The sequence below is a fragment of the Hoeflea sp. genome (assembly GCF_039975035.1).
In the GTDB taxonomy this organism is placed as follows: domain Bacteria; phylum Pseudomonadota; class Alphaproteobacteria; order Rhizobiales; family Rhizobiaceae; genus Hoeflea.
This window is the reverse complement of sequence record NZ_JBDWHW010000154.1, coordinates 1-22,026: the sequence shown is the minus strand read 5'-3', so window position 1 is coordinate 22,026 and position 22,026 is coordinate 1. Positions and strand designations below refer to the sequence as shown.

Annotated in this window: 17 protein-coding genes and 1 pseudogene; 11 read left to right on the top strand and 7 right to left on the bottom strand. The window is 62.1% G+C overall.

The window, feature by feature from the left end; translation table 11 throughout:
• Positions 1-28 precede the first annotated feature (28 nt).
• Positions 29-919: a dienelactone hydrolase family protein gene (locus ABJN75_RS13860; RefSeq protein ID WP_348440171.1), complete on the bottom strand. Its 891-nt coding sequence runs from the start codon at positions 917-919 to the stop codon at positions 29-31.
• Between the two features lie 210 nt (positions 920-1,129).
• On the opposite strand from ABJN75_RS13860, the gene ABJN75_RS13855 reads away from it, so the two are divergent.
• The 5 genes from ABJN75_RS13855 (at position 1,130) to ABJN75_RS13835 (ending at position 5,905) form a co-directional block, all read left to right on the top strand.
• Positions 1,130-1,543 (top strand): carboxymuconolactone decarboxylase family protein, encoded by a 414-nt coding sequence (locus tag ABJN75_RS13855; protein WP_348440170.1) that lies wholly within the window; start codon positions 1,130-1,132, stop codon positions 1,541-1,543.
• Between the two features lie 5 nt (positions 1,544-1,548).
• Complete coding sequence (locus ABJN75_RS13850; RefSeq protein ID WP_348440169.1) at positions 1,549-2,523, top strand: magnesium transporter CorA family protein; 975 nt, start codon at positions 1,549-1,551, stop codon at positions 2,521-2,523.
• A gap of 292 nt (positions 2,524-2,815) precedes the next feature.
• A complete protein-coding gene (locus ABJN75_RS13845) occupies positions 2,816-4,012 on the top strand; it encodes a PAS domain-containing protein (RefSeq protein WP_348440168.1) in 1,197 nt (398 codons plus the stop codon).
• 400 nt (positions 4,013-4,412) lie between these two features.
• Positions 4,413-5,300, top strand: coding sequence for a polysaccharide deacetylase family protein (locus ABJN75_RS13840; protein ID WP_348440167.1), 888 nt, complete (start codon positions 4,413-4,415; stop codon positions 5,298-5,300).
• 116 nt (positions 5,301-5,416) lie between these two features.
• Positions 5,417-5,905: a YchJ family protein gene (locus ABJN75_RS13835; protein ID WP_348440166.1), complete on the top strand. Its 489-nt coding sequence runs from the start codon at positions 5,417-5,419 to the stop codon at positions 5,903-5,905.
• Positions 5,906-5,992: 87 nt separating this feature from the next.
• On the opposite strand, the gene ABJN75_RS13830 is transcribed toward ABJN75_RS13835, so the two are convergent.
• Positions 5,993-6,904 (bottom strand): fatty acid desaturase family protein, encoded by a 912-nt coding sequence (locus ABJN75_RS13830; RefSeq protein WP_348440165.1) that lies wholly within the window; start codon positions 6,902-6,904, stop codon positions 5,993-5,995.
• Positions 6,905-7,059: 155 nt separating this feature from the next.
• Between ABJN75_RS13830 and ABJN75_RS13825 the strand changes: the two genes are divergently transcribed.
• From ABJN75_RS13825 to ABJN75_RS13815, 3 genes are all read left to right on the top strand, one after another.
• Positions 7,060-9,564, top strand: coding sequence for a UvrD-helicase domain-containing protein (locus ABJN75_RS13825; RefSeq protein ID WP_348440164.1), 2,505 nt, complete (start codon positions 7,060-7,062; stop codon positions 9,562-9,564).
• A 216-nt stretch (positions 9,565-9,780) separates the two neighbouring features.
• On the top strand, positions 9,781-10,656 hold the full coding sequence (locus ABJN75_RS13820; protein WP_348440163.1) for an META domain-containing protein: 876 nt from the start codon (positions 9,781-9,783) through the stop codon (positions 10,654-10,656).
• A 205-nt stretch (positions 10,657-10,861) separates the two neighbouring features.
• On the top strand, positions 10,862-11,587 hold the full coding sequence (locus ABJN75_RS13815) for a Kazal-type serine protease inhibitor (protein WP_348440162.1): 726 nt from the start codon (positions 10,862-10,864) through the stop codon (positions 11,585-11,587).
• A gap of 242 nt (positions 11,588-11,829) precedes the next feature.
• Here ABJN75_RS13815 and ABJN75_RS13810 read toward each other — a convergent pair whose 3' ends face one another.
• The 3 genes from ABJN75_RS13810 to ABJN75_RS13800 form a co-directional block, all read right to left on the bottom strand.
• The gene (locus ABJN75_RS13810) at positions 11,830-12,264 is read right to left on the bottom strand and encodes a hypothetical protein (protein WP_348440161.1); all 435 of its coding nucleotides are present in this window, start codon (positions 12,262-12,264) and stop codon (positions 11,830-11,832) included.
• 378 nt (positions 12,265-12,642) lie between these two features.
• Complete coding sequence (locus ABJN75_RS13805) at positions 12,643-13,062, bottom strand: MAPEG family protein (RefSeq protein ID WP_348440160.1); 420 nt, start codon at positions 13,060-13,062, stop codon at positions 12,643-12,645.
• Between the two features lie 121 nt (positions 13,063-13,183).
• A complete protein-coding gene (locus tag ABJN75_RS13800) occupies positions 13,184-13,438 on the bottom strand; it encodes a DUF2164 domain-containing protein (RefSeq protein ID WP_348440159.1) in 255 nt (84 codons plus the stop codon).
• A gap of 350 nt (positions 13,439-13,788) precedes the next feature.
• Here ABJN75_RS13800 and ABJN75_RS13795 point away from each other — a divergent pair, with 350 nt between their 5' ends.
• Positions 13,789-15,603, top strand: coding sequence for a chloride channel protein (locus ABJN75_RS13795; RefSeq protein ID WP_348440158.1), 1,815 nt, complete (start codon positions 13,789-13,791; stop codon positions 15,601-15,603).
• Between the two features lie 15 nt (positions 15,604-15,618).
• On the opposite strand, the gene ABJN75_RS13790 is transcribed toward ABJN75_RS13795, so the two are convergent.
• Positions 15,619-16,107 (bottom strand): thioesterase family protein, encoded by a 489-nt coding sequence (locus tag ABJN75_RS13790; RefSeq protein WP_348440157.1) that lies wholly within the window; start codon positions 16,105-16,107, stop codon positions 15,619-15,621.
• 169 nt (positions 16,108-16,276) lie between these two features.
• On the opposite strand from ABJN75_RS13790, the gene ABJN75_RS13785 reads away from it, so the two are divergent.
• Together ABJN75_RS13785 and ABJN75_RS13780 are read left to right on the top strand one after the other, a co-directional pair.
• Positions 16,277-17,692 carry an FAD-linked oxidase C-terminal domain-containing protein gene (locus tag ABJN75_RS13785; protein WP_348440156.1) on the top strand — a complete coding sequence of 472 codons (1,416 nt, stop codon included), beginning with the start codon at positions 16,277-16,279 and terminating at the stop codon, positions 17,690-17,692.
• Positions 17,693-17,735: 43 nt separating this feature from the next.
• Complete coding sequence (locus ABJN75_RS13780) at positions 17,736-21,788, top strand: AsmA-like C-terminal region-containing protein (RefSeq protein WP_348440177.1); 4,053 nt, start codon at positions 17,736-17,738, stop codon at positions 21,786-21,788.
• A 115-nt stretch (positions 21,789-21,903) separates the two neighbouring features.
• Here the strand turns inward: ABJN75_RS13780 and ABJN75_RS13775 are convergent.
• A pseudogene (locus ABJN75_RS13775) lies at positions 21,904-22,026 on the bottom strand (IS110 family transposase); the annotation flags it as partial.

The following is a 22,026-nucleotide window of genomic DNA, read 5'->3' as shown; positions in this document are numbered from 1 at the left end:
TCCAGATTATGACAAAGCCCGCCCGATGTCAGCCAAGTTTGTCCTTGAAAAACCCGATTGTTCGCGACCACGCCAGCTCCGCCGCCGCCTTGTCGTAGCGCGCCGCCGAGGTGTCGTTGTTGAAGGCGTGGTTGACGCCGTCGTACACATGGATCTCGAAGCTCTTGCCGCCCGCTTCCAGCGCCGCGCGATAGGCATCGATGCCTGAATTGATGCGCTCGTCGAGACCGGCATAATGCAGCATCAGCGGTGCCCTGATCGACGCCACGTCTCCGGCTGCGGCCTGACGCCCGTAATAGGCAACGCCCGCGCCAAGCTCCGGATCATTGACCGCAAGCTGGTTGACCAGCCCGCCACCCCAGCAGAAACCGACTGCGCCGAACTTGCCGCTGGTCCTGTCATGTCCGGCAAGCCAGGCCCGCGCCGCAGCTGCATTGGCCGTCGTCTCTGCGGCTTCGAGCTGACCGATCATCTCGCGCGCCTTGTCCTCATCGTCTGGCGTGCCGCCGAGCGGCGAGAGAAAATCGACAGCAAGCGCCGCGAACCCTTCCAGCGCCAGCCGGCGGGCCACGTCGCGGATATGCTCGTTGAGGCCGCGGTTTTCGTGGATCACCAGCACCGCCGGAAGAGGACCGGAGTTCTCCGCCGGCATGGCCAGATACCCGGTCATGTCCCAGTCGGCGCCGGGGAAGCTGACCTGCGAAGCCACAAGACGTGCGTCATCGGCAGGCACCATCGCCGCCCGGGCGCTGTTGGCGGCAAGCAGCGGCGCAATCGCGGCGGCGGCTGCGCCGGACCCTGCCAGCCGGGTGAGCCGGTCCATGAAACCGCGCCGGTCGAGCGTCAGGTGGGTGTAGTCGTCATAGGCCTTGATCATGGCCTGGGTGATCGCCGGAGAAGTGGAGGGTTTGTCTGCCATGCTGGGTCTCCCAAGGTAACAGGAACGCTGCGCGATCATACTCACTTAGGCTGGTTTTACACTACGGAAAGGCCGGAGCCTGTTATCGTTGAACCGACATGGCTATCCGCGTCGCCAAGCCCCGAGCGAAATGCTAGTCTGCGTCACCAGCGACATGCGCGCGGCGCATCGCTCCGCAATCATACAACCCGGTTTCATGGAGATCATGACGTGACCACGCAATTGCCTTCCCCGGATCTGGAATCCGACGCCCGCGTCAAGGCGGTGTTCGACGATATCCGCCTGACCCGCAAGACCGACTTCATCAACAACATGTGGCGCTGGCTTGCGTTTGATCCGGCTCTGCTCGAGCGCACCTGGAACGAAGTCAAGGAGGTGGTCGGCAAGCCGTCCTTGATCGATCCCCTGACCAAGGAGATGATCTATATTGCGGTCTCGGTTGCCAACAATTGCACCTATTGCGTCCATTCCCACACCGCCGCCGCGCGCGCCAAGGGCATGACCGGAGAGCAATATGGCGAACTGCTGGCGATCATCGGCCTGGCGGGCAAGACCAACCAGTTGGCCACAGCGCTGCAGGTGCCGGTCGATGATGTGTTCGACGCCGCCCGGCAGGGCAGCTAACCGCCATGATCAGGCTTTATGACGGCGATGGCGTCTGTCTCGACACCCCGCAAAACGCCGCTGATCCGCTGCCGGAGGCAAGCTGCTGGATCGACCTGCTGAACCCGGCGCCGGAGGAAGAGGCGCGGGTCGAGGCACTCATCGGCGTCGAGGTGCCGAGCCGGGATGAACTGCGCGATATCGAACCCTCGAGCAGGCTCTACATCGAAAACGGTGCGGCCTATCTTACCGCAAGCGTGGTGTGGAAGGCCGACAGTGATTTTGCCGAGATCGCCGATATCGGCTTCGTGCTTTCGGGCAAGCGGCTGGTCACCATTCGCTACGCCGAACCCAAGGCATTCACGATTTTTGCCGCCAATGCCCACCGCGAACTTGAAGGCCTTGGCGGCCATGATGTGCTGACCCGGCTGATCGAGGCGATGGTCGACCGCAGCGCCGAGGTGCTGGAGGGTCGTTCGCGCCATATCGACCGGTTGTCGAACCGGATCTTCTCGTCCGGCGAGGATGACAATCCCGATACCGCAACCCGAGATCTGGAAGCCATGCTCGGCGAGATCGCCGGCCACCAACGCACCATCGCCAAGGTCCGGGAAAGCCTGATGTCGCTGTCGCGGGTGGCGGGGTTCTTGCAGATCCTTCCGGAAATTTCAGGCGACAAGGCGATCCGTCAGCGCTGCCGGTCGCTGGCGAGCGATATCCAGTCGCTGTCCGAACACGCCGATTTCATCTCCGAAAACATCATCTTCCTGCTCGATGCCTCGCTGGGGCTGATCTCGGTACAGCAAAACCAGGTGATGAAGGTGGTCTCGGTCGCAGCCGTGGTGTTCCTGCCGCCCACTTTCATCGGCACCGTCTACGGCATGAATTTCAACGACATGCCAGAACTGAGGCTGCCCTGGGCCTACCCGGTGGCCCTGGCGGTCATGGCGATCTCGGCGGTGGGTCCGTATCTGTGGTTCAAGAAGAAGGGGTGGCTGTGAGGCCGGGCCTGGCAATCAAACCCGGGCCGCGCGAAGCAATTGCCTGGTTCAGCCGGGACCGGGTTTTGCGCCAATAGAGGCTTGATCGGTCCTGATGCTCAAAAGGTAGCCAAATAATCTCGGTATCGGCAAATAGATAATAAAGTATTCATCATTGAGTGCGAATATTTGCCTGTTTTACAGGCTGGTCTGAGATTAACCCTTCTTGCGGTTCAACTCCGCGATGATCAATTTAGGTACTGAGATGATTGCCAGGAATTCAATACTCCCGTGCCAGGCGAACGAGGAGGAAGTGAAATTCGGATTTGATGAATTGTTCTTTTCGCGCACCGACAGTCGCGGAAAAATAAAGTCCGGCAACACCGTGTTCCAGCGTGTCAGTCAATATTCGTGGGACGAACTTCTCGGCAAGCCGCACAACACCATCCGCCATAAGGACATGCCCAGGGGTGTGTTCTGGCTGCTCTGGGATCAGATCCGCAAAGGCTTGCCGATCGGAGCCTATGTCAAGAACAGTTCCAAGAACGGGCAGTATTACTGGGTCTACGCGATCGTCACGCCGATCGAAAACGGTTACCTATCGGTCCGGCTCAAACCTTCCAGCGCAGTGTTTGAAGGGGCTCAGGAACAGTACCAAGCCCTGCTGCAGGCCGAAAGCGACGGGGATCTGACCCCAGCCAAGAGCGCGGAAATATTGCTCGCCAGCCTCAACAGGCTGGGATTCAGGAATTATCAGAGCTTCATGACGCAGGGCCTGATTTCAGAAATTCTGGCCCGTGACCGGATGCTCTCGGTCGAGACCCTGTCCACGGTCAGGTTTTTTCACGAACTCTTGCTCGAGTCCGGCAAATTGCTTGAAACCGCTACCCGTGTGACTGAGACCTATCACAGTTTCCGTTTCGTGCCGCTCAACCTGATCATCCAGGCGGGACAACTCGGCAACACCGGTGCTGCAATCGGCACGATATCGAACAATTACAGCCTGCTTGCTGAAGAAATAAGGCTGGGTCTTGACGGTTTTTTCGAGGCTGCGAAAAAGGTGTCCGACACCATATGCGAAGGCGCGTTCCTGCTGTCGACATCCATCATCCAGCAAGAAATCGCCGAGGTGTTTGCCGGCGAGGCCAAAACCTCGGAGATCGATCATGCTTGCGAGATGGCGCATCTCGACAGGCAGCGCGGGCTCTACGCCGCCAGGGCTGTGGAAAATCTTGTGAACATTCAGCGTGAGCTCGAGGAATTTGCCAGGGGAGCCGCCGAAATCAAGCGCCTGACCCTGGGCCTGGCCGCCATTCGCATCATGGGCAAGGTGGAGGCCGGACGGTTGGCGAACTCCGTCCTGAACGACCTCATAACCGACCTTGAGACATTTCAGCAGACGCTGAGCACCGGCATGACCGAGATCCTGAGCTTGAACTCCGCCTTGTGGCAACACACCGGTCAACTGCTCGACGCATATGGGGACGACACAAAAGTCGCCGCAGCCTGAGCCGCTTCCTGACGTGTTGACCCTGGCATGGTGTGGTCCGCCATTGTCTCGCCTCCGGCCATGCCGGCCTTGATGCGTCTCGCGCAAAAGTGTGCAGCGGTTTTGCGATAAAGACATGCAGAAACAAAACGGCTGATGCGCGTCACCTGACTTCGTTTGAATGCGCCCCGCGGCAGGCTTGCTGTCGCGAGGGCCCCGATCATGTGCTCATGCCGCTGCGGCTCCAGCCTTGGTCTCGCCACCCGATGGCCGCCACATCACGCGGGCGGCGAATATGTCAAGTCGTGCTCTGTCCCGTGTCCCATATCTCTTCAAACGTGTGCAATCGAACTCCGTCAACGCTCGGTTAACCATAATCAGCGAAAGTTTGGCAACGTCATTGTTATGAGTTGATCGAGCCATGGTTTCGCGTCTTGCCGTCATCTGTATCCTGTCATGTCTTGCCGCGGCCGGGTGTGCCTCAAAACCGCCTTCCAGTCTGGAAGCCACGAAAACCGCCTACGTGCCGGTTGCCGACAAGCAATCGCTTCTTGGCCGCGACCGGTCCGACGAGGATGGCAAACAGCCGTTTTCCGGGTTCGGTACGGCGCCTGGCGGCAAGCGGTTCGGGGCTTTGGCCGGTCGAACCCTGAAGGTGGCCTCGGTCTCCGAGATCAGGCTGCGCGACAAGGAAGTCATCCTGACCTTTGACGACGGTCCGATCCCCGCCAAGACAAACCGGATTCTGGCCGTGCTCGGACAGTATGGCGTCAAGGCCACGTTCCTGATGGTCGGCCAGATGGCGGGCAGCTATCCGGCAATGGCGGCGCGGGTCGTCAACGAGGGGCATTCGGTGGGCGGGCATACCTACAACCACGCCAATCTGGCCGGGTTGAGCCATTCCCGCGCGCTCGGTGACATTGACACCGGAAATGCGGCGGTCGCCCGGGCGACAGGCAGCAGGGTCGGCTTCTTCCGGTTCCCCTATCTGGCCGATTCGGGCGCGCTGCGACGTGCTGTCGCCGATCGCGGCCTTGTCATTCTCGATGTCGATATCGACTCCAAGGACTATTTTACGTCAAGCCCGGCCACCATCGCCGAGCGCACCATGGCGCAGGTCCGCGCCAGGCGCAAAGGCATCATCCTGATGCATGATATTCATGGGCGAACGGCCGCGATGCTTCCCATGCTGCTGTCGCAGCTCAAGTCTGGCGGCTACAAGGTCGTGGCGTTGCAATACCGCCGCTCCCGCATGCCCGAAGCTCTGGTGTCAGCCGGAACCGGCAAGATCAATGTGCGCCAAATGTAGCTGCGCGAGATTGGCGGCAAGCGAAATGGCGGCCTTGATCCGGAACCGGACAGTGTCAGCCGGGAGCGGTCAGGATCGCCCATGATTGTCTTGATGACACTGTCAGGAAAGCCACTTTGAACGATCTTCCATGCCCTTGCGGTTCCGGCCTTGATCTTGCTGCCTGCTGCGGCCGCTATCATGCGGGGGAACCGGCGCCGACGGCTGAAAGGTTGATGCGCTCGCGCTATGCAGCCTATGCGCTGGGGCATCTCGATTACATTGCGGCCACTTGCGCGGGGCCGGCAGCGCTTGCCTTTGACCGCAAGCAAGCGGAAGCCCTGCAACTGGGCACACACTGGCTCGGACTTGAAATCATCGCCACGCGCAAGGGCAGGGAAAGCGACAGCGAGGGCACGGTCCGTTTTATCGCCCGCTACCGCCACAATGGCGAGGCCGCCGCCCTTGCCGAAAACTCGCAGTTCCGGCGCGTCGAGGGTCGTTGGGTCTATTGGGACATGCTGGCGGACGTCCTGCCGCCGCGCGCTGCCGGCATTGGTCGCAACGATCCATGTCCCTGCGGCTCGGGCAGGAAATTCAAGAAGTGCTGCGGCGCCAAGGCTTGAGGCGCCCGGTGTCGAGGCGAATGCAACGCATCTTCCTCTCATCCCGGCCTCGCGCCGGGACCAGTAAAGCTGCCGCTTCCTGACGCGTCACTCCGCCGCTTCGCCCACCTCGCGAAACTCCGGCGCATATCGCGCGTGGAAGCGTCCATAGCCGGTCTCGGTCACGCCGAGATGCGCGGCTGCAAGCCGGTGCAACTCCGGCAGCTTGTGAAACGGCACCGCCGGGTAGGAATGATGCTCGGCGTGATAGGGCATGTTCCACGCCAGCCGTCGCACCAGCGCGTTGGTCAAGGTGGTGCGGGAGTTTTCCAGCATGTTGGCGACATAGGCGCAGCGGCCATGTTCGGCCAGCAGGTAAAGCCGCAGGAACGGTTGGCCGACAAGCATCGGGATCAGCCAGACAAACAGCAGCGCGGAAGATCTGAACGCGAGGCTTGCCAGCAGCAGCGTGAGATAGGCAGCCAGCATGATCCGCGCCTCGTTGCGCACAACATCTCGCTTCCCCGTCGGCACGAAGCCATCCTCGCAGCGCCCCGCCGCATTGCGCACAAGGGTGCTCACATGGCTGATCCACACCGGAATGCCGGAAATGTGCAGGAGGTACTGGCCCCAGGTTTCAGGCTTCGGCGCGGCCAGTTCGGGGTCCTTGCCCGGCATCTGCGTGAACCGGTGATGGGCGAAATGGAAATAGCGGAACCAGCGCGGCGGCAGCAGGATCAGAAATCCGCTGATATGGGCGGCGGCCACATTGAGCCAACGAGACCGGAACGGGGTCTGGTGACTGGCCTCATGCAGCAGCGTGAACAAGAACACCAGCGCTATGCCCTGCGGCAGCATCAGCGCCGGCCAGAACGGCACCCGCGCGGCGATCAACTCGCCCAGAACCACAACAGTGCCGAAATGCAGCGCCAGCTGGGCGAGCCCGCGCCGGTCCGATGTCTCGGTCAGCTCGCGGCATTGCTCGGCAGTCAGGCTTGCGAGAAACTCTTTGTGATCCATGCGGCGTCCCTGTGCTGGAAACATGCAGTCTAGCCAAAGCCGCTTGATCGGGAAAGCGCGCCTTTGCCTTCATGAACCCCGGTTTTGCGGCATCCGTCCACCGGAATAAGCCGCGAACGCTGGCCTTTCGGCTCCGAATCACTACATTCACGGGTATGAACCCAGCAGATGATGACATTCCGTTTTTCGGCGACGACGACCCGGCGCCCAGAACCCCGCCTGCCGCCAGTGCCGGCGGCTCGATTGCCGCGCGCGCGCTGGCAGCCAGCCAGCAGGCGCGCACCGCCGCACAACCCAGGCCCAACTACCTTTCCGGACTCAATCCGGAGCAGGCCGACGCGGTGGAATCCATCGAAGGTCCGGTGCTGGTGCTGGCCGGCGCGGGCACCGGCAAGACAAGGGTTCTGACCACCCGCATTGCCCACATCCTCAATCTGGGACTGGCCTATCCCTCGCAGATCCTGTCGGTGACCTTCACCAACAAGGCAGCGCGCGAGATGAAGGAGCGCGTCGGCGTTCTGGTCGGCGGCGCGGTCGAGGGCATGCCCTGGCTCGGCACCTTCCATTCCATCGGTGTCAAGCTTTTGCGCCGCCATGCCGAACTGGCGGGTCTGCGCTCCGATTTCACCATTCTGGATACCGATGACGTGGTCCGGCTGTGCAAGCAGCTGATCCAGGCCGAAGGCATTGACGACAAGCGCTGGCCGGCGCGTCAGTTCGCCCAGATGATCGACGGCTGGAAGAACAAGGGCCTCGGCCCGTCAGAAATCCCCGAAGGCGACAGCCGTGGATTCGCGGGTGGCAAGGGCAGGCCCCTCTACACCGCCTATCAGGCGCGGCTGCAGACATTGAACGCGGTCGATTTCGGCGATCTTTTGTGCCTGCCGATCCGGCTGTTTCGCGCCCATCCCGATGTGCTGAAGGAATATCAGCAGAAATTCCGCTTCATTCTGGTTGACGAATATCAGGACACCAACACCGCGCAATATATGTGGCTCAGACTGCTGGCGCAGCGCACCGCCCCCGAGCGCCCCAACATCTGCTGCGTCGGCGATGATGACCAGTCGATCTATGGCTGGCGCGGCGCGGAAGTGGAAAACATCCTGCGGTTCGACAAGGATTTTCCCGGCGCCAAGGTGATCCGGCTCGAGCGCAATTACCGCTCCACCGAACATATTCTGGGCGCCGCAGGTCACCTGATTGCCCACAATGAAGGCCGGCTCGGCAAGACCCTGTTCACCGAGCAGTCCGACCCCGAGCATGAGCGCGTGCAGGTTCACGCCGCCTGGGATTCGGAAGAAGAGGCCCGCGCCATCGGCGAGGAGATCGAGCAGGCGCAGAACAAGGGCCGCGAACTCAACAACATGGCTATCCTGGTCCGCGCCTCGTTCCAGATGCGCGAGTTCGAGGAACGCTTCGTCACGCTGGGGCTGAATTACCGGGTGATCGGCGGCCCGCGGTTTTATGAACGCCAGGAAATCCGCGACGCCATGGCGTTCTTCCGCGTCGTCAGCCAGCCCGCCGACGATCTCGCCTTTGAGCGCATCGTCAATGTCCCCAAGCGGGGTCTGGGCGAGGCGGCGGTGCGCCAGATCCACGATGTCGCCCGCGCCCGCGGTATTCCCATGCTGGCCGCCGCGCGCGATCTGGTGCTTACCGACGAGCTCAAGGCCCGGCCGCGCAAGTCCCTGACCGATGTGGTCGAGATGTTCACCCGGTGGCAGGCCATGCTGGAAACCAAACCCGGCCACGAACTGGCCGAGACAATCCTGGAGGAATCCGGCTACACCGAGATGTGGCAGAACGACCGGTCGGCGGATGCCCCGACGCGGCTGGAAAACCTCAAGGAACTGGTCGAAACCATCTCCAGCTTTGAATCCATGCGCGCCTTTCTCGAGCACGTCGCACTGGTGATGGACAAGGACAACAACCCCGACCTCGACGCCGTCTCGATCATGACGCTGCACTCGGCCAAGGGGCTGGAATTCGAGACCGTGTTCCTGCCCGGCTGGGAAGAGGGGCTGTTCCCGCACCAGCGCGCGCTCGACGAGGGCGGCCGTTCGGGGCTGGAGGAAGAGCGCCGTCTGGCCTATGTCGGCCTGACCCGCGCAAAGCTCTATTGCCACATATGGTTTGTCTCCAACCGCCGCATTCACGGGCTGTGGCAATCCACGCTGCCGTCGCGGTTCCTCGATGAGTTGCCCGAAGCCCATGTCGAAGTCGCTGAAATGGACACCGGCTATGGCGGTTATGGCCGTTCGGGCCGTTTTGGCGGGCAGGGCGGTCAGTCAGGCGGCCCTTACGGCGCCTCGCGCTTCGATCGCGCCGAACCTTTCGCAGGCAATTACAACACGCCGGGCTGGAAACGGGCGCAAGCCAACAAGACCGATGCGGCGCGCGACAATTGGGGGACGCGTTCGGGACCTTCGGTTGAACGCATTGCTTACGGCGAAAGCGGCCCGCGCGGCTCGACCATCGAGGGTGAGCTGGTGGCCAAATCCACCGGTACCTCCTCGGCCTATTCCGTCGGCGACCGCGTCTTCCATCTGAAATTCGGCAACGGCAACATCGCCTCCATCGACGGCAACAAGCTGACCATCGATTTCGACAAGGCCGGGCAGAAACGGGTGCTCGACGGGTTTGTCGAGCGGGTGGGGTAGCGACCATTTTCTGCGCTCTGGCGATGAAGTCATCAGGCGTGGCGCAGCCGCGGCGCACATTTGAAATGCTTGCGAACTTGGCCAACAGTCGGAAACCGGATCGAGAAAGCAGGGCCGTCTCGATGAACGCTGCATGAATTCGCTGTTCAACACCGGTTCAAAAGCAGTGTGTCAAAGACATCGCCTGTCCCAACGGTCAATACAGGAACCAGGCCAATGAAAAACCTCGTGCGCACCTTATGTGCCCTTGCCCTGCTGTTCACCGCTCAGGCGGTCGCCAAGGCGGAAGAAATCCTGTTGCAATCGGTCCAGTCGGGCCTCTATGTCACGGCGGTCAACGGCACGCTGGCTGCGGCTGCGCGAGAGGGGAAACGCGCCAGCCGGTTTGAACTCGTCCGGCTCGAGCGCAACAAGATAGCACTGCGCGATGTCGGTTCGGGCAGTTATGTCCGCGCCGGAGTGGGGCAGGGAACCTTTCTGGCCGCAGGCAGCCCGCATATCCGTGGCTGGGAAACCTTCGAAGTCATTGATCTGAACGGGCGCAACGTGGCCCTGCGGTCGGTGCAAAACCGCAAATTCATCCGCGCCGGTGTTGGCTCGCGTTCACATCTGGCCGCAGTTTCGCGCCGGGCAGCGGGTTGGGAAACCTTCAGGCTTGTCGATGCGCGCAATCAGGGCAGGACCCCGGGGCAGTCCGGCGGCCAGAACAGTGGCCGGCGCTACGGTCCGGACCTGACGGATATTCTTGGCAGTTACGCCATTACCCATGTCTCGGCCGACAACGGCTTTCTGGTCCGCCTCGGCGGCGGAATTGCGAGGCAGGCTCAACTGTCTGTGGCTCAGGGTGGAACGGTGCGTGCCACGGTTGGCTGCAACTCCATGTCGGCGCGCATTTCGCTGCGCAACGGCCGCGTCCGGACCGAGGGCGGTGTCATGGCCACCAAGATGCACTGTTTGGGGCAGGGCCAAAGCGCGGCGGAAAGTGGCATCAATCACGCTCTCACCACCAGCCGGTTTGTCGTTCGCCAGGGACGGACAGTTACCTTCAAGGCTGCCGATGGATCGGAACTGATGAAGCTCAGACGCAGATAGGGGCAGTTCCGTCAGCCTGCCGGGTCGACGATATCGACCATGAAAGCTGCCGGGAAGGCCATTGCCAGGCAGCTTCATCAGCCACCTGTCGCACTCCGTGCCCACGATCTGGCCGGTGCGCACCCGCTTCGCTTGCGCAGCGCAACTGCCGCTTGACCGGCCTTTCCGGGAATGTTCTCATCTTAACCAACTCAGGGAGTTCTCCATGTCTCGCATTAGCACCACAGTGCGGACCGCACCGTTTTCAACTCTTCTGGGGGCTTTCGTTCTCGGCGCCGCAACATTGGGATTGAGTGGCTGCGAAGTCACGGAAGCCAGAAGCGAATACCGCCCAGGTCCGGTGTGCCCGCAGAATTACAGTCCGGTGTGCGCCGAACGGCGCGGCCATGAACGTACCTTCCCCAACGCCTGTCAGGCCCGGCAGTCAGACTGGCGGATTGTTTACAGCGGTCAGTGCCGCGCCGACGGCTATGGCGACTACCGTCCCAACCGCGCCGACCGCCACCGCAACGCCCGCGATCGTGATGACTGGGGTCGTGACAGCAGAGTCCGGGATGACATAGGCCGGGATGACAGGGACCGTGACCGCGTTGATCCCCGAGACCGCAATCGTGACCGCAACCGCCTCGACAACCAGCCCCGGCGGGACCGGAACCTGACGCCGGCCCGCCCGACAAGGCCGGCGCAGACCACAACGCCGGCCCGCCCGAATACACAAGTCCGCCCGGCAAGGCCGGCCCGTCCGATAAAGCCGGCGCGGCCTGCGGCTCCGGCTCAGCCTGCCGCGCCCACCGCAGCTTGTCCTCAAATCATCGAACAGGTGTGCGGCCAGCTTGGCGGCACGGCCAAGATGTTTCCCAACAGGTGCACCATGCGCCTTGCCGGCGCCGTCGAGGTTGCCGCCGGGGCCTGCATGGGCGGAAACCGCTGATGCATCGCGCGTGCAAACCAGTTCATTTGCACAGCAAAATGCATGCATAATTTCAAAATATTGCAGCGCCGCGCATCCATCGGGATCCGCGGGGCTGCAGTGCATGTCGCGCTAACCTGTGCGGCATTTTTGCGATTACGACATGAAGGAGCAAGGAATTGACGCGCGTCAGCGCAATCCGTTTGAATGCGACGCGTGTCGAATCGGTAAACTCTCCCGGTCCTTCGGGTTGCTGGCAGCCGTCATAAGCTCATGGCGCGGATCAACGCATCGCGATCATCGAATTCGCTTTCATCCATGTTCAGGAGTTTATCCAGAACCTTTGCAGTCGTTGCCTCCCCGACAGACTGGCCAATCTCCTCGCCCTTGGTCTTGCCGAAAGCGGACAACTGACCAATAAAGCTCTTGGTTTGTGGCGAAATCTTCTCCCTTTCACAGCTCAGCCCATTTATGCAGGAAAACCAGATATCCAGATCTTTTTCCGGCAATTCCTCCAGTCTGCTGGTCAGGGCTTTGCGCAGTCCTTCAGCCATGCCCTTCGCGTTGATTTCCGTTTGAACACGCAGGAACACTTCCAGATCCCGGTCGGAGACCGAACTCATATCGACCATCTCGCTAAGGGCTTCTCTGGTTTTCAACCGAAGCTCTTCCATGGAAGCGATCGAAAACGCCAGCATGGCCTCCGCGCTATAGGTCCGCTCGGCGATCTCGCGGGCCAGCGAGGATTCTTCGGCATGAGCCGGCTCGGCGCCGGGCGGCGAAAACCAAAGAGAACATCCCAGAAAAAATACCTGGACGCCACGCACAAATGGACTCTCGGGTCTCAAGATCCTGCCACTCCCTTGTCTGTTTGTTCATCCGCAACAGATGCCCGGCCAGCCCGGCTATGAGGAGGAAGGACTGCAAGGCTGGCACAGGGCGTCACATTTTTCCAGTTCTCAGGTTGCGGACTTGACCGCGTTGGCTGCGGACCGGCGGGAATCAGCGTCACTTGACGGGGACTGATTGAGGTAGCCCGATCATGCCTGGTCTGGTCGGGCCCTTCCGCGGCAGTATTATCCGGCCACCAGTCCCCACACCCCGTGGACAAGCAGCCCGGCCAGAAGCACAACCTGCGCCAGGAACGACAGGCTGAAACCGGCCCCGCGCTGCCAGCGCGGCGCGTCTTCCTGGGTGAAGTGCCGGGCATGCAGCGCCCGCCCGACGGTGAAGCTGATGCCGAGCAGGTGAACAGCCAGCAGCGGCATGCCCAGAAGCACTCCGATGACCAGCAGCACGAAGAACATCGGCATGTTCTCCACCGCATTGGCATGGCCTCGCATGATCCGCACCAGATGCGGCACGCCGCCGTCGCCGATCGAAACCTTGTGTTTGACGCGCACCCGTCCGGTCTCGATGCCGATCCAGATCAGGATGGCCATGTTGAGCGCCGCATAGATGCCGGCCGCCGAGAGGGCGGGTGTCAGGTTTAACATTGTCTGTCTCCGTTTGTCAGGCTGCAGGTCACAGCCTGTAAATTGCCGCTAACATGCCGATGCCGGATATCGGGCGAGAAGTAAACCGTGCTGGCAAATGCGTCTTCTCAGCAAATGATGCCTAGCGCAGGTGCTTTGTCGGTTGTTCCAGCGTCAACACCTCGTCGGAAAGACTGTCCACGCGCTGGAGAATCAGGTTTTGCGCATCGTAAAGGCCGCGATTGTAGAAATAAGCCCCCATCTTGTCGGCGAAGAAGCCGATCAGCATCTCGGCCGGCAAAGATCCGATGTCCTGATCCAGTTCCTCGCGGAAATACTCCTGAATCTCGCCCGCCATGGCCCTGGTTTCCTCGCGGCTGAATGTGATCGGCTTCATGGATGGCTCCTTTCTCGCGCTTGTTTTCATAGCAGTCCGACACGTCCGCGCAATCCGGGTGTGCAACTGCCTTGCTGTCTGCGGATATCAGAACCAACGCCGCCTGTCCCTGGTGTCCACCGATCTGTCATACATCGCCATTGCTCGACCCGCGGCGGTTGAAATCGCCCGGGAGGCTGCCTTCATCCGCCAGCGCCCGGACGCGCGGTCGGGGATCAATGTGGAAAACGATGAAAATGCCTGATAAACACCGAAATTTGGTAGGTTTTTCGGGTTTCGGGTTGTTATTTTGCCATTTCATGAATAACCCCGGGGGTAGCTTTCGCCCCTTGCCAGCAAATCAGAGTCCCATGACTTCTCAGACACCATCGGTTCCGCCCTTGCTCAGCGCTCGCGATGAGGGGCAGCCGCCCGGCGAACGGGAAGTGGTGTTGGCGGTGCTGGTCGGGCTGGCGTTCCTGGTCGGGTTGGTTGCAGCGGGTGGCGCCATTGCATTCAAATACCTGATCGCGATCATCTACAATGTTTCGTTTTACGGGCTCTTTTCTTTCGACCTGGATCCCAACTCCTATGGCGAGCCGAGCCCCTGGGGACCGTTTATCATTCTCGTGCCGATTGTCGGCGGTCTCATCGTGGTCTGGCTGGTCAAGAATTTCGCGCCAGAGGCCAAGGGCCATGGCGTGCCCGAAGTGATGTTCGCCATCTACCACAAGGACGGCAATGTCCGCGGCATCGTCGCCGTGATCAAATCCTTCGCCTCGGCCTTGTCGATCGGCACCGGGGCATCGGTAGGCCGCGAGGGGCCGATCATCCAGATCGGCTCGTCCTTCGGCTCCACCCTGGGTCGTCGTCTTCGCCTGATCCGCTCGCAAAAGATCATCCTGCTTGCCGCCGGCGCCGGCGCCGGCATTGCCGCCACGTTCAATACACCGCTGGGCGGCGTGCTGTTTGCGGTCGAGGTGCTGTTGCCCGAAATCTCGCCGCGCAGCTTTCTGCCGGTCGTGGCCGCCACCGCGACGTCGACCTATGCCTATCGTCAGGTCATCGGTGCCGAAGCCGCATTCCACATTCCGCTGTGGAACCAGATACCTGCCTCGAGCGCGGTCAATTTCGCCGAAATCGGCCTGGCCGCGTTTACCGGCATCACACTCGGCATTGCCGCGTATCTGTTCGTGCGCCTGCTCGAATTCATGGAAGACAAGTTCGAGGATATGAAGTTCAGCGAGTATCTGCGCAATATCCTCGGCATGGGCGCTGTCGGCCTCATGGGCTATCTCTTCATGCTGACGTCGGGCCACTACCATGTGCTTTCCGTCGGCTACGCCACGATTCAGGACATCCTGTCCGACAACCATATGGGCGTACTGCTGTTGCTGGCGCTGTTTGTCGCCAAGATGCTGGCGACCACGATTTCGCTCGGGTCAGGCGCATCGGGCGGAATCTTTTCGCCCAGCCTGTTCATGGGCGCCACACTGGGCGCCGCCATCGGCACGGCGGGACAATGGCTGCTGCCCGATGCCGGGTTGTCAGTGCCGATGTTCGCCATGATCGGCATGGGCGCCATGGTCGGCGCGGGCACCTCGGCGGCGATGACAGCGATCGTGATGGTCTTCGAGATGACGCGAGACTACAACATCATCCTGCCGCTGGTGCTCGCAGTTGCGCTGGCGCTTGGCGTGCGCCGGGCGTTGATCGTCAACGACATCTACACCATCAAGCTGCGCAAGCGTGGCCGGGCGATCCCCACCGACCGCACCACCAACATGTTCCTTGTGCAGCCGGCGCGCGAGGTCATGTCGCGCAATTTCAAGGTGCTGGAAATGAGCATGAGCGTTGCAGAGGCTTTGACCATCGTCGATGTCGAAACCAACCGGGTCATCGTCACCGACGGCCAGCGCATTGTCGGCTTCGTGCGCTTCGCCACCGTACCCTATCGCGCCGACCGTTTCGGCGGACAGACCCTGGGCGAGATCATGAAGACGGATTTCGTCATTGCAACGCCGGGCGCCAATCTCAATTCGGTGGTCACCCGGATGAGCCGTCGCGAGCGCAGCTATGCCATCGTCGTCGACACGGCGTCCGGCGTGCCGCGCGCCGAAGATGTGGTCGGCGTCATCGATCGCGAGGAACTGGCGCAAGCCGTGGTGCGCAACCACTATTCCTGAGGCCGCGCCGGCTGTTCAACCGTCCGTTTTGCGCCCGATGCCGATCGAGCGCCCGGCGCGCGCGGGCCGGGGCAGGCTCTTGTGAGCCTCGGCCAGTTGCCCGACCCTGGCCAGGACATCTTCCGGCATCGGCGCGGCGCGAGGACCGCTCATGTCGATATGCAGGAACATGGTTTCGCAGGTTGCCGAAAGCCAGCCTTCTTCATGCCTGAGTTCCTGAAACAGATGGATGCGCTTGGCGTCAAAATCCAGCAACTGGGTGCTTGCGCTGACGATCGCGTCGGCTTTGAGTTCCTGCACATAGCAGACATGTGTCTCGACGGTGAAGAAGCTCATCCTGCGCGCCGCCAGATAGCCGGGCCCGCATTCGATCCGTTCAAAGACATCGTCGACAGCCTTGTCGAACAGCACATGGTAATAAGCCATGTTCAGATGACCATTGTAATCGAGCCAGGCAGGATCCAGTCCGCGGGCCGGCGCGACCATCGGAGCATCAAAATCCATGCAATCTCCTTTGCTAGAGCGTCGTATTAATCGTACGGTGCTCTAAAACAGAGTTGCGACTTCGCGCGCACTGGACAAGCGCGCTTCAGTTTGCACATTACCTCACCATGGCGATGCGGCAAGCATCTGGCGGGCTTCGCTGTCAACGCGACCGATGGGAGTAAATCAAATGAGTCTGGAAAACGCCGGCGCCGGCCTTCGCAACGAGGAAGGCATTGCCGCGGTCATCGGTGTGTTGCGGCAGCGCTTCGGTGAGCAGCTCCAGACCGGCGAAACCTTGCGCGCCCAGCACGCCCACACCACCACCTATATTCCCGGCCAGTTGCCCGATGCGGTGATCTTTCCCAATTCGGCCGACGAGATCAAGCTGATCGTCCGCGCCTGCGCAGACCATCGGGTTCCTGTCATCCCCTATGGCACCGGCACCTCGCTGGAGGGCCATGTCAATGCGCCCCAGGGCGGCATTTCGATTGATATGGCGCGGCTTGACAAGGTGCTTGAAGTCAACGCCGAGGATCTCGACTGCACGGTCGAACCGGGGGTGACGCGCGAACAGCTCAATACCCATCTGCGCGACACCGGCCTGTTCTTTCCCATCGATCCCGGCGCCAACGCGTCCATCGGCGGCATGACAGCAACCCGGGCCTCCGGCACCAACGCGGTGCGCTACGGCACCATGCGCGAGAACGTCATTGCGGTCACCGCCGTCACCGCGACCGGCGAGGAAATCCGCACGGCGCGCCGGGCCCGCAAATCCTCGGCCGGGTATGATCTGACCCGGCTCTTCGTCGGCTCCGAAGGCACCCTGGGCGTGTTGACGTCGGTGACGCTGCGATTGCAGGGAATCCCGCAAGCGATTTCCGGCGGCGTTTGTCCGTTTCCCAGCGTCGAAGCGGCCTGCAACGCCGTCATCATGACCATCCAGATGGGTATTCCGGTGGCCCGCATCGAGCTTCTCGACGCGCTGCAGATGAAAGCCTGCAACGCCTATTCGAACCTTTCAAACCCCGAGGTCCCCTCGCTGTTTGTTGAATTCCATGGCACCGAGGCCGGCGTTGCCGAGCAGGCGGCGATGTTTGGCGAGATCGCCGCGGAGTGCGGCGGCGGCGAATTCCTGTGGACCGCCAACCCCGAACGCCGCAGCCAATTGTGGAAGGCGCGCCACAACGCCTATTGGGCGGCGCTCAAGCTTCGCCCCGGCGCCAAGGGCATTTCCACCGATGTGTGCGTGCCGATCTCCAGGCTGGCCGAGTGCGTGACAGCAACCCAGGACGACATCGCATCATCTAAACTGATCGCGCCGATTGTCGGCCACGCCGGCGATGGCAATTTTCATGTACTGGTGCTGCTCGACACCGATAGTGCCGCCGAGATCGAGGCTGCCGAAGCCTTTGTGGGGCGGCTGAACGCGCGGGCGCTGGCGATGGATGGAACCTGCACCGGCGAACATGGTATAGGTCAGGGCAAGCGTCCCTATCTTGCGCAGGAAATGGGAGAAAGCGTCTCGGTGATGCGGCAGATCAAACGGGCTCTCGATCCAATGAACATCATGAACCCGGGCAAGATTTTTTCATTCGATGGCTAAGGTGCAAACGAGCGGCCATGCCGGCCGCCAGGAGGACTGACAACTGATCCGGGTATTCGTCGCAATTGGTGGTTTGCTGGTGTTGGCGCTGTTCGCGGCGCTGATTGCTCCGTATTTTATCGACTGGAGCAGTTACCGCACCGCCTTTGAAGCCGAGGCAAGCCGCATCATCGGCCAGCCTGTCAGGGTGCGCGGCGACGCCGACGCCCGGCTGCTGCCGTTCCCGTCGGTCACGTTTCACGACGTCACGGTCGGCGACGAAGCCCAGCCGGCGATGACCATCGCCAAATTCTCCATGGATGCCGAACTGGCCCCCTTCCTGAGCGGCGAAGTGCTGATCTTCGACATGCGCGTCGAGGCCCCCAAGGCCGTGGTGCGCATTCTCGACGACGGCACGCTCGACTGGGCGCTCAAGCGCAAGCCGACGACGCCGGGCGATCTGGTCGTGCTGGAGCGGGTCGCCATCGAGGACGCCGATGTCACCATCATTGACCAGCAAAACGGGCGGACTCACCGTTTTCGCGATATCAATGCGTTGGTTTCCGCCAAATCGCTGGCGGGACCATGGCTGATCGAAGCCGATGGCGAGATCGCCGGCCATCGCGGCGCCATGTCGATTTCCACCGGCATCGCCAGGGATGACGGGTCGATCAGGATGCGGGTGAAGACGGTTCCCGATGCCTGGCCGGTGCTTCTGGAAACCGAGGGCGAGGCGAGGATCGACAACAACAAGCCGCTCTATGACGGACTGTTCACCTTCATGGGACTGTCAGAGACCGGGAGTGAAACCGCCACGCCCGAGCGGCCGCTGATTGTTGCCAAGGGGGATTTCGCGGCCACCAACGAGCGTTTGTCGATCAAGCAGTGGCGCGCCGAAATCGGGCTGTCGGACGACCCCTATGTGGTCACCGGCCAGGCCACCATCGACACCGGCCCCAATCCCGAGTTCCTGCTGATCGCCGACGGCCAGCAGATCGACATGGACCGTCTCGGCGGCGAAGATGCGGCGGCTGAATCAGCAGCTGCACTATCGCTTGATGAACGTCTGGCGGTCGTCAACGCCTTCATCGACCGGTTGCCACCACCGCCGCTGCCGGGGCGGTTGTCGCTCAACCTGCCGGCCATCATCGCCGGCGACACCACCTTGCGGCAAATTTCGCTCGACGCCCGGCCCGACGGCGATGCCTGGTTGGTCGACGGCTTCTCCGCCAATCTCCCCGGACGCACCAAGGTCGAGGCTCGCGGCCGGCTGGTATCGGGTGCCAAGGCGAGCTTCAACGGAACCCTGACCGTCGCATCGACCCAGCCCTCCGGGCTCGCCAACTGGCTGGTCGGGGACGTTGATCCGGTAATCCGGAGGCTTGGCGCCGCGGGCATTTCCTCCCAGGTCAGCCTGTCGTCGACGCTGCAGCGCTTCGAGGCGCTGGAAGTTGCGGTTGGCCCCGCCATCCTCAAGGGCAGGCTGGAACGCCAGATACCCGCCGACGGCCGCCCATCGCTTTCGGTTGAACTGTCGGGCGATACATTCGATGTCGATGCGGTCAGGGCGCTGGCGCTTCTGGCGGGTGCGGACAGCGCTGCGGCGCGGCCGCTGGCGCAGTACAATGTCGCGGCCCGGATCAAGGCCGACACCTTCACTCTCGGCGACTACAGGCTTGATGATTTTGAGACCTCGCTGTTGTGGCGCGACAGCCGGCTGACGCTGGACAGCTTGAAATTTGCTGATTTCGGCGGCGCCTCGGGAAGTTTCTCCGCGTCGCTCGAAGGGTCGATGGCCGCGCCACGCGGGACAATAAACGGTCAAGTCAGCGCCGCCACCGCGGCCGGTCTGTTTGAACTTGCGGAGCGCGCGAGCGGTGGCCATCAGATCATCCGCCGCCTTGCCGCCAACAGCTCCGCCTTTGACGACGTGTCGGCTGAGGTGAACCTGGTACTCGATCCCGACGCCGGACCGGAACTGAACGTCACCGGCGTGTCAGGCGGCAGCACGGTCAGGATCCGCGCGGGCGGTACCGGTCTCATGCCGGGCGGCGACGGCCCTCGCTCCATCGTCATTGAAGCGGACAATCCGGAAGCCTACCGCTTGTTCGAACAAACCGGATTCGCTGTCCTGCCGCTCGAGGACGAGGGGCCTGCCAGTCTGACAATCAACGCCGATGGCGGGGCCGGGGAGGGGGATTTCGCCATTGATGCGCGGTTGACCTCGGGGGATGCGGAATTCTCGCTTGAAGGCAATGGCGCCATCCCTGCGTCCCAACCTGTCACCGGTCTGTTCTATCTTGATGTCAAGGCGGCCGATATCGAACCATTCGCGATCATGTTCGGCCAATTCCTGCCGCAGGCGGGGACGGGTCTAGCGGTGTCGATGACGGCGGATCTTGCCATGAGCGAGACCCGGATACTGGTGTCCGGGATCAAGGGATTGGCCGAGGACAATGCATTTTCCGGAAATCTGGAGTTTGACCGGTCGGCGTCCGGGGCTGCAGGCCAGGGCGCAATGCACATCCAGCGGGCTGATCTGGGCTGGCTGAGCGAACTGGCGCTTGGCCCGAACCTGTTCGGCTCGGACGGGTCGAGCTGGAACGCCGCCGCGTTCTTGCCGCCCGCGCCCGGGCAGTCGGCGCTGCGGATCGCCTTGGAGGCGGACCAGATCGATCTCGGTCGGGCTGGAACCGCGCGGAATTTCAAGGCAAATCTGACGTCGGGCACCGGCGCGATGGCGCTGGAACAGGCTCAGGCCGATTGGTTCGGGGGTCGCCTGGGCGGTAACTTGTCGCTGACCAATTCCGATGGATCGGTGTTCCTGTCGGCGCGCGTTTCAGCCTCTGATGCAAATCTTGCTGCACTCGAACGCGCCATTCGTGGCTCCTCCGTGCTGTCAGGCAAGGCCGGCGCCGCCGCCAGTCTGGAAGGCACCGGAAAATCGATCCGCGACCTGGTCGGCTCTCTCGCCGGCGGCGGAGAACTGGTTGCCGGCGACCTGGCGGTCACGGGCATCGATCCGGGTGCCTTTGCACGTATTCTCGGCGCCGCCGACCGGGAGGGCTTTGAGCCAGAATCCGGTTCGGTGGCCAGTATGGTGACAGGCTTCATGCGTGGCGGGGAAATCAAGGCGCCTGCCTTGCGGTTGCCCTTCACCCTGACCGGCGGCGTCATGCGGTTTTCATCTGCCGAGATCGACGCGGAACAGGCAAACCTGTCGGGTGATGCCCGTGTGGATCTGGTCGGACTTCGTCTTGAAGCCGATTGGCGGCTGGCTTTTGAGCCCGGTGTCGAGGCAATAGCTGGTGGCGATCCGTCGCTGATATTTGGTATCGGCGGTCTCCTCGCCGATCCGGCGGTCTCCATCGACGCTGGTCAGTTGAGCAACTATCTGTCGATGCGGGCGTTCGAGCGCGAGCGCCGCAAGGTTGAATTGCTTCAGGCCGGCGTTGTTGAAAAACAGCGGCTGCGGCGCGAGGTCGCTTTGCTCAAGGAGAGTGCGGAACGACGCGAAGCTGAAGCCCGCGCCCGCGCCGAGGCCGAGGAGGCTGCGCGTCTGGCCGAAGAAGAGGCCGCCCGGCAGGCCGCGGAGGAAGCCGCCCGTCTGGCGGCTGAAGAGGCAAAAGCCCGCGCCGAGGCCGAAGCCGCCCGGCTCGCTGCCGAACAAGCCGCACGTCAGGCCGCGATTGAAGCCGAAGAAGCGGCCCGCCTTGCCGCCGAGGAAGCTGACCGGCAGGCCGCTGCGGCCGCCAAGGCCGAAGCAGAGGCGCAAGCCGCCCGCGAGGCGGCACAGGAAGCTGAGCGGATCAAGGCCGAGCATGCCGCACGGGACGCCGCGGATCAGGCTGCGGAAGCCGCTGCCCGTGAAGCCTCCAAGAGCGCCAGACAGCGTGCTCTTGAGCAATCCGCACGGCAGAAGGCGCTGAATAACGCTCCGCTGATTGAACGCCGGCCGCTTCCCCCGCCGGGATCGCAGCCTGCACCCGAGGTGATACCTGATCCGCCGTCTGCTATTGCCGATGAGCCGCCACAACAGCGGCTTCCCGAACTGGATTTTGAAAATCTTCCCGGCGTCGAAGATCCGATCCGCAGTCTCATCTTGCCGGACGGCTGACCGATCCTGCCAGAGGGTTGAGCCGCCGCCGGTGATCTGCGCGCAGTCGTAAAGCGATAGTCATATCCCGGATTTGTCTGCCCGCGGATGCCCGTCTTTAGAGTATCCGTCTTCGTCAAGTGAGCCTTGGGGACCATTCTCGGTCATCGCGTATGAGCGCGTTTGCGAGGACAACGAGCTTTCTCATGAGGGCGGTGATGGCAACCTTTGGCGGTTTTCCGCGTTCTCTTAGCTCAAT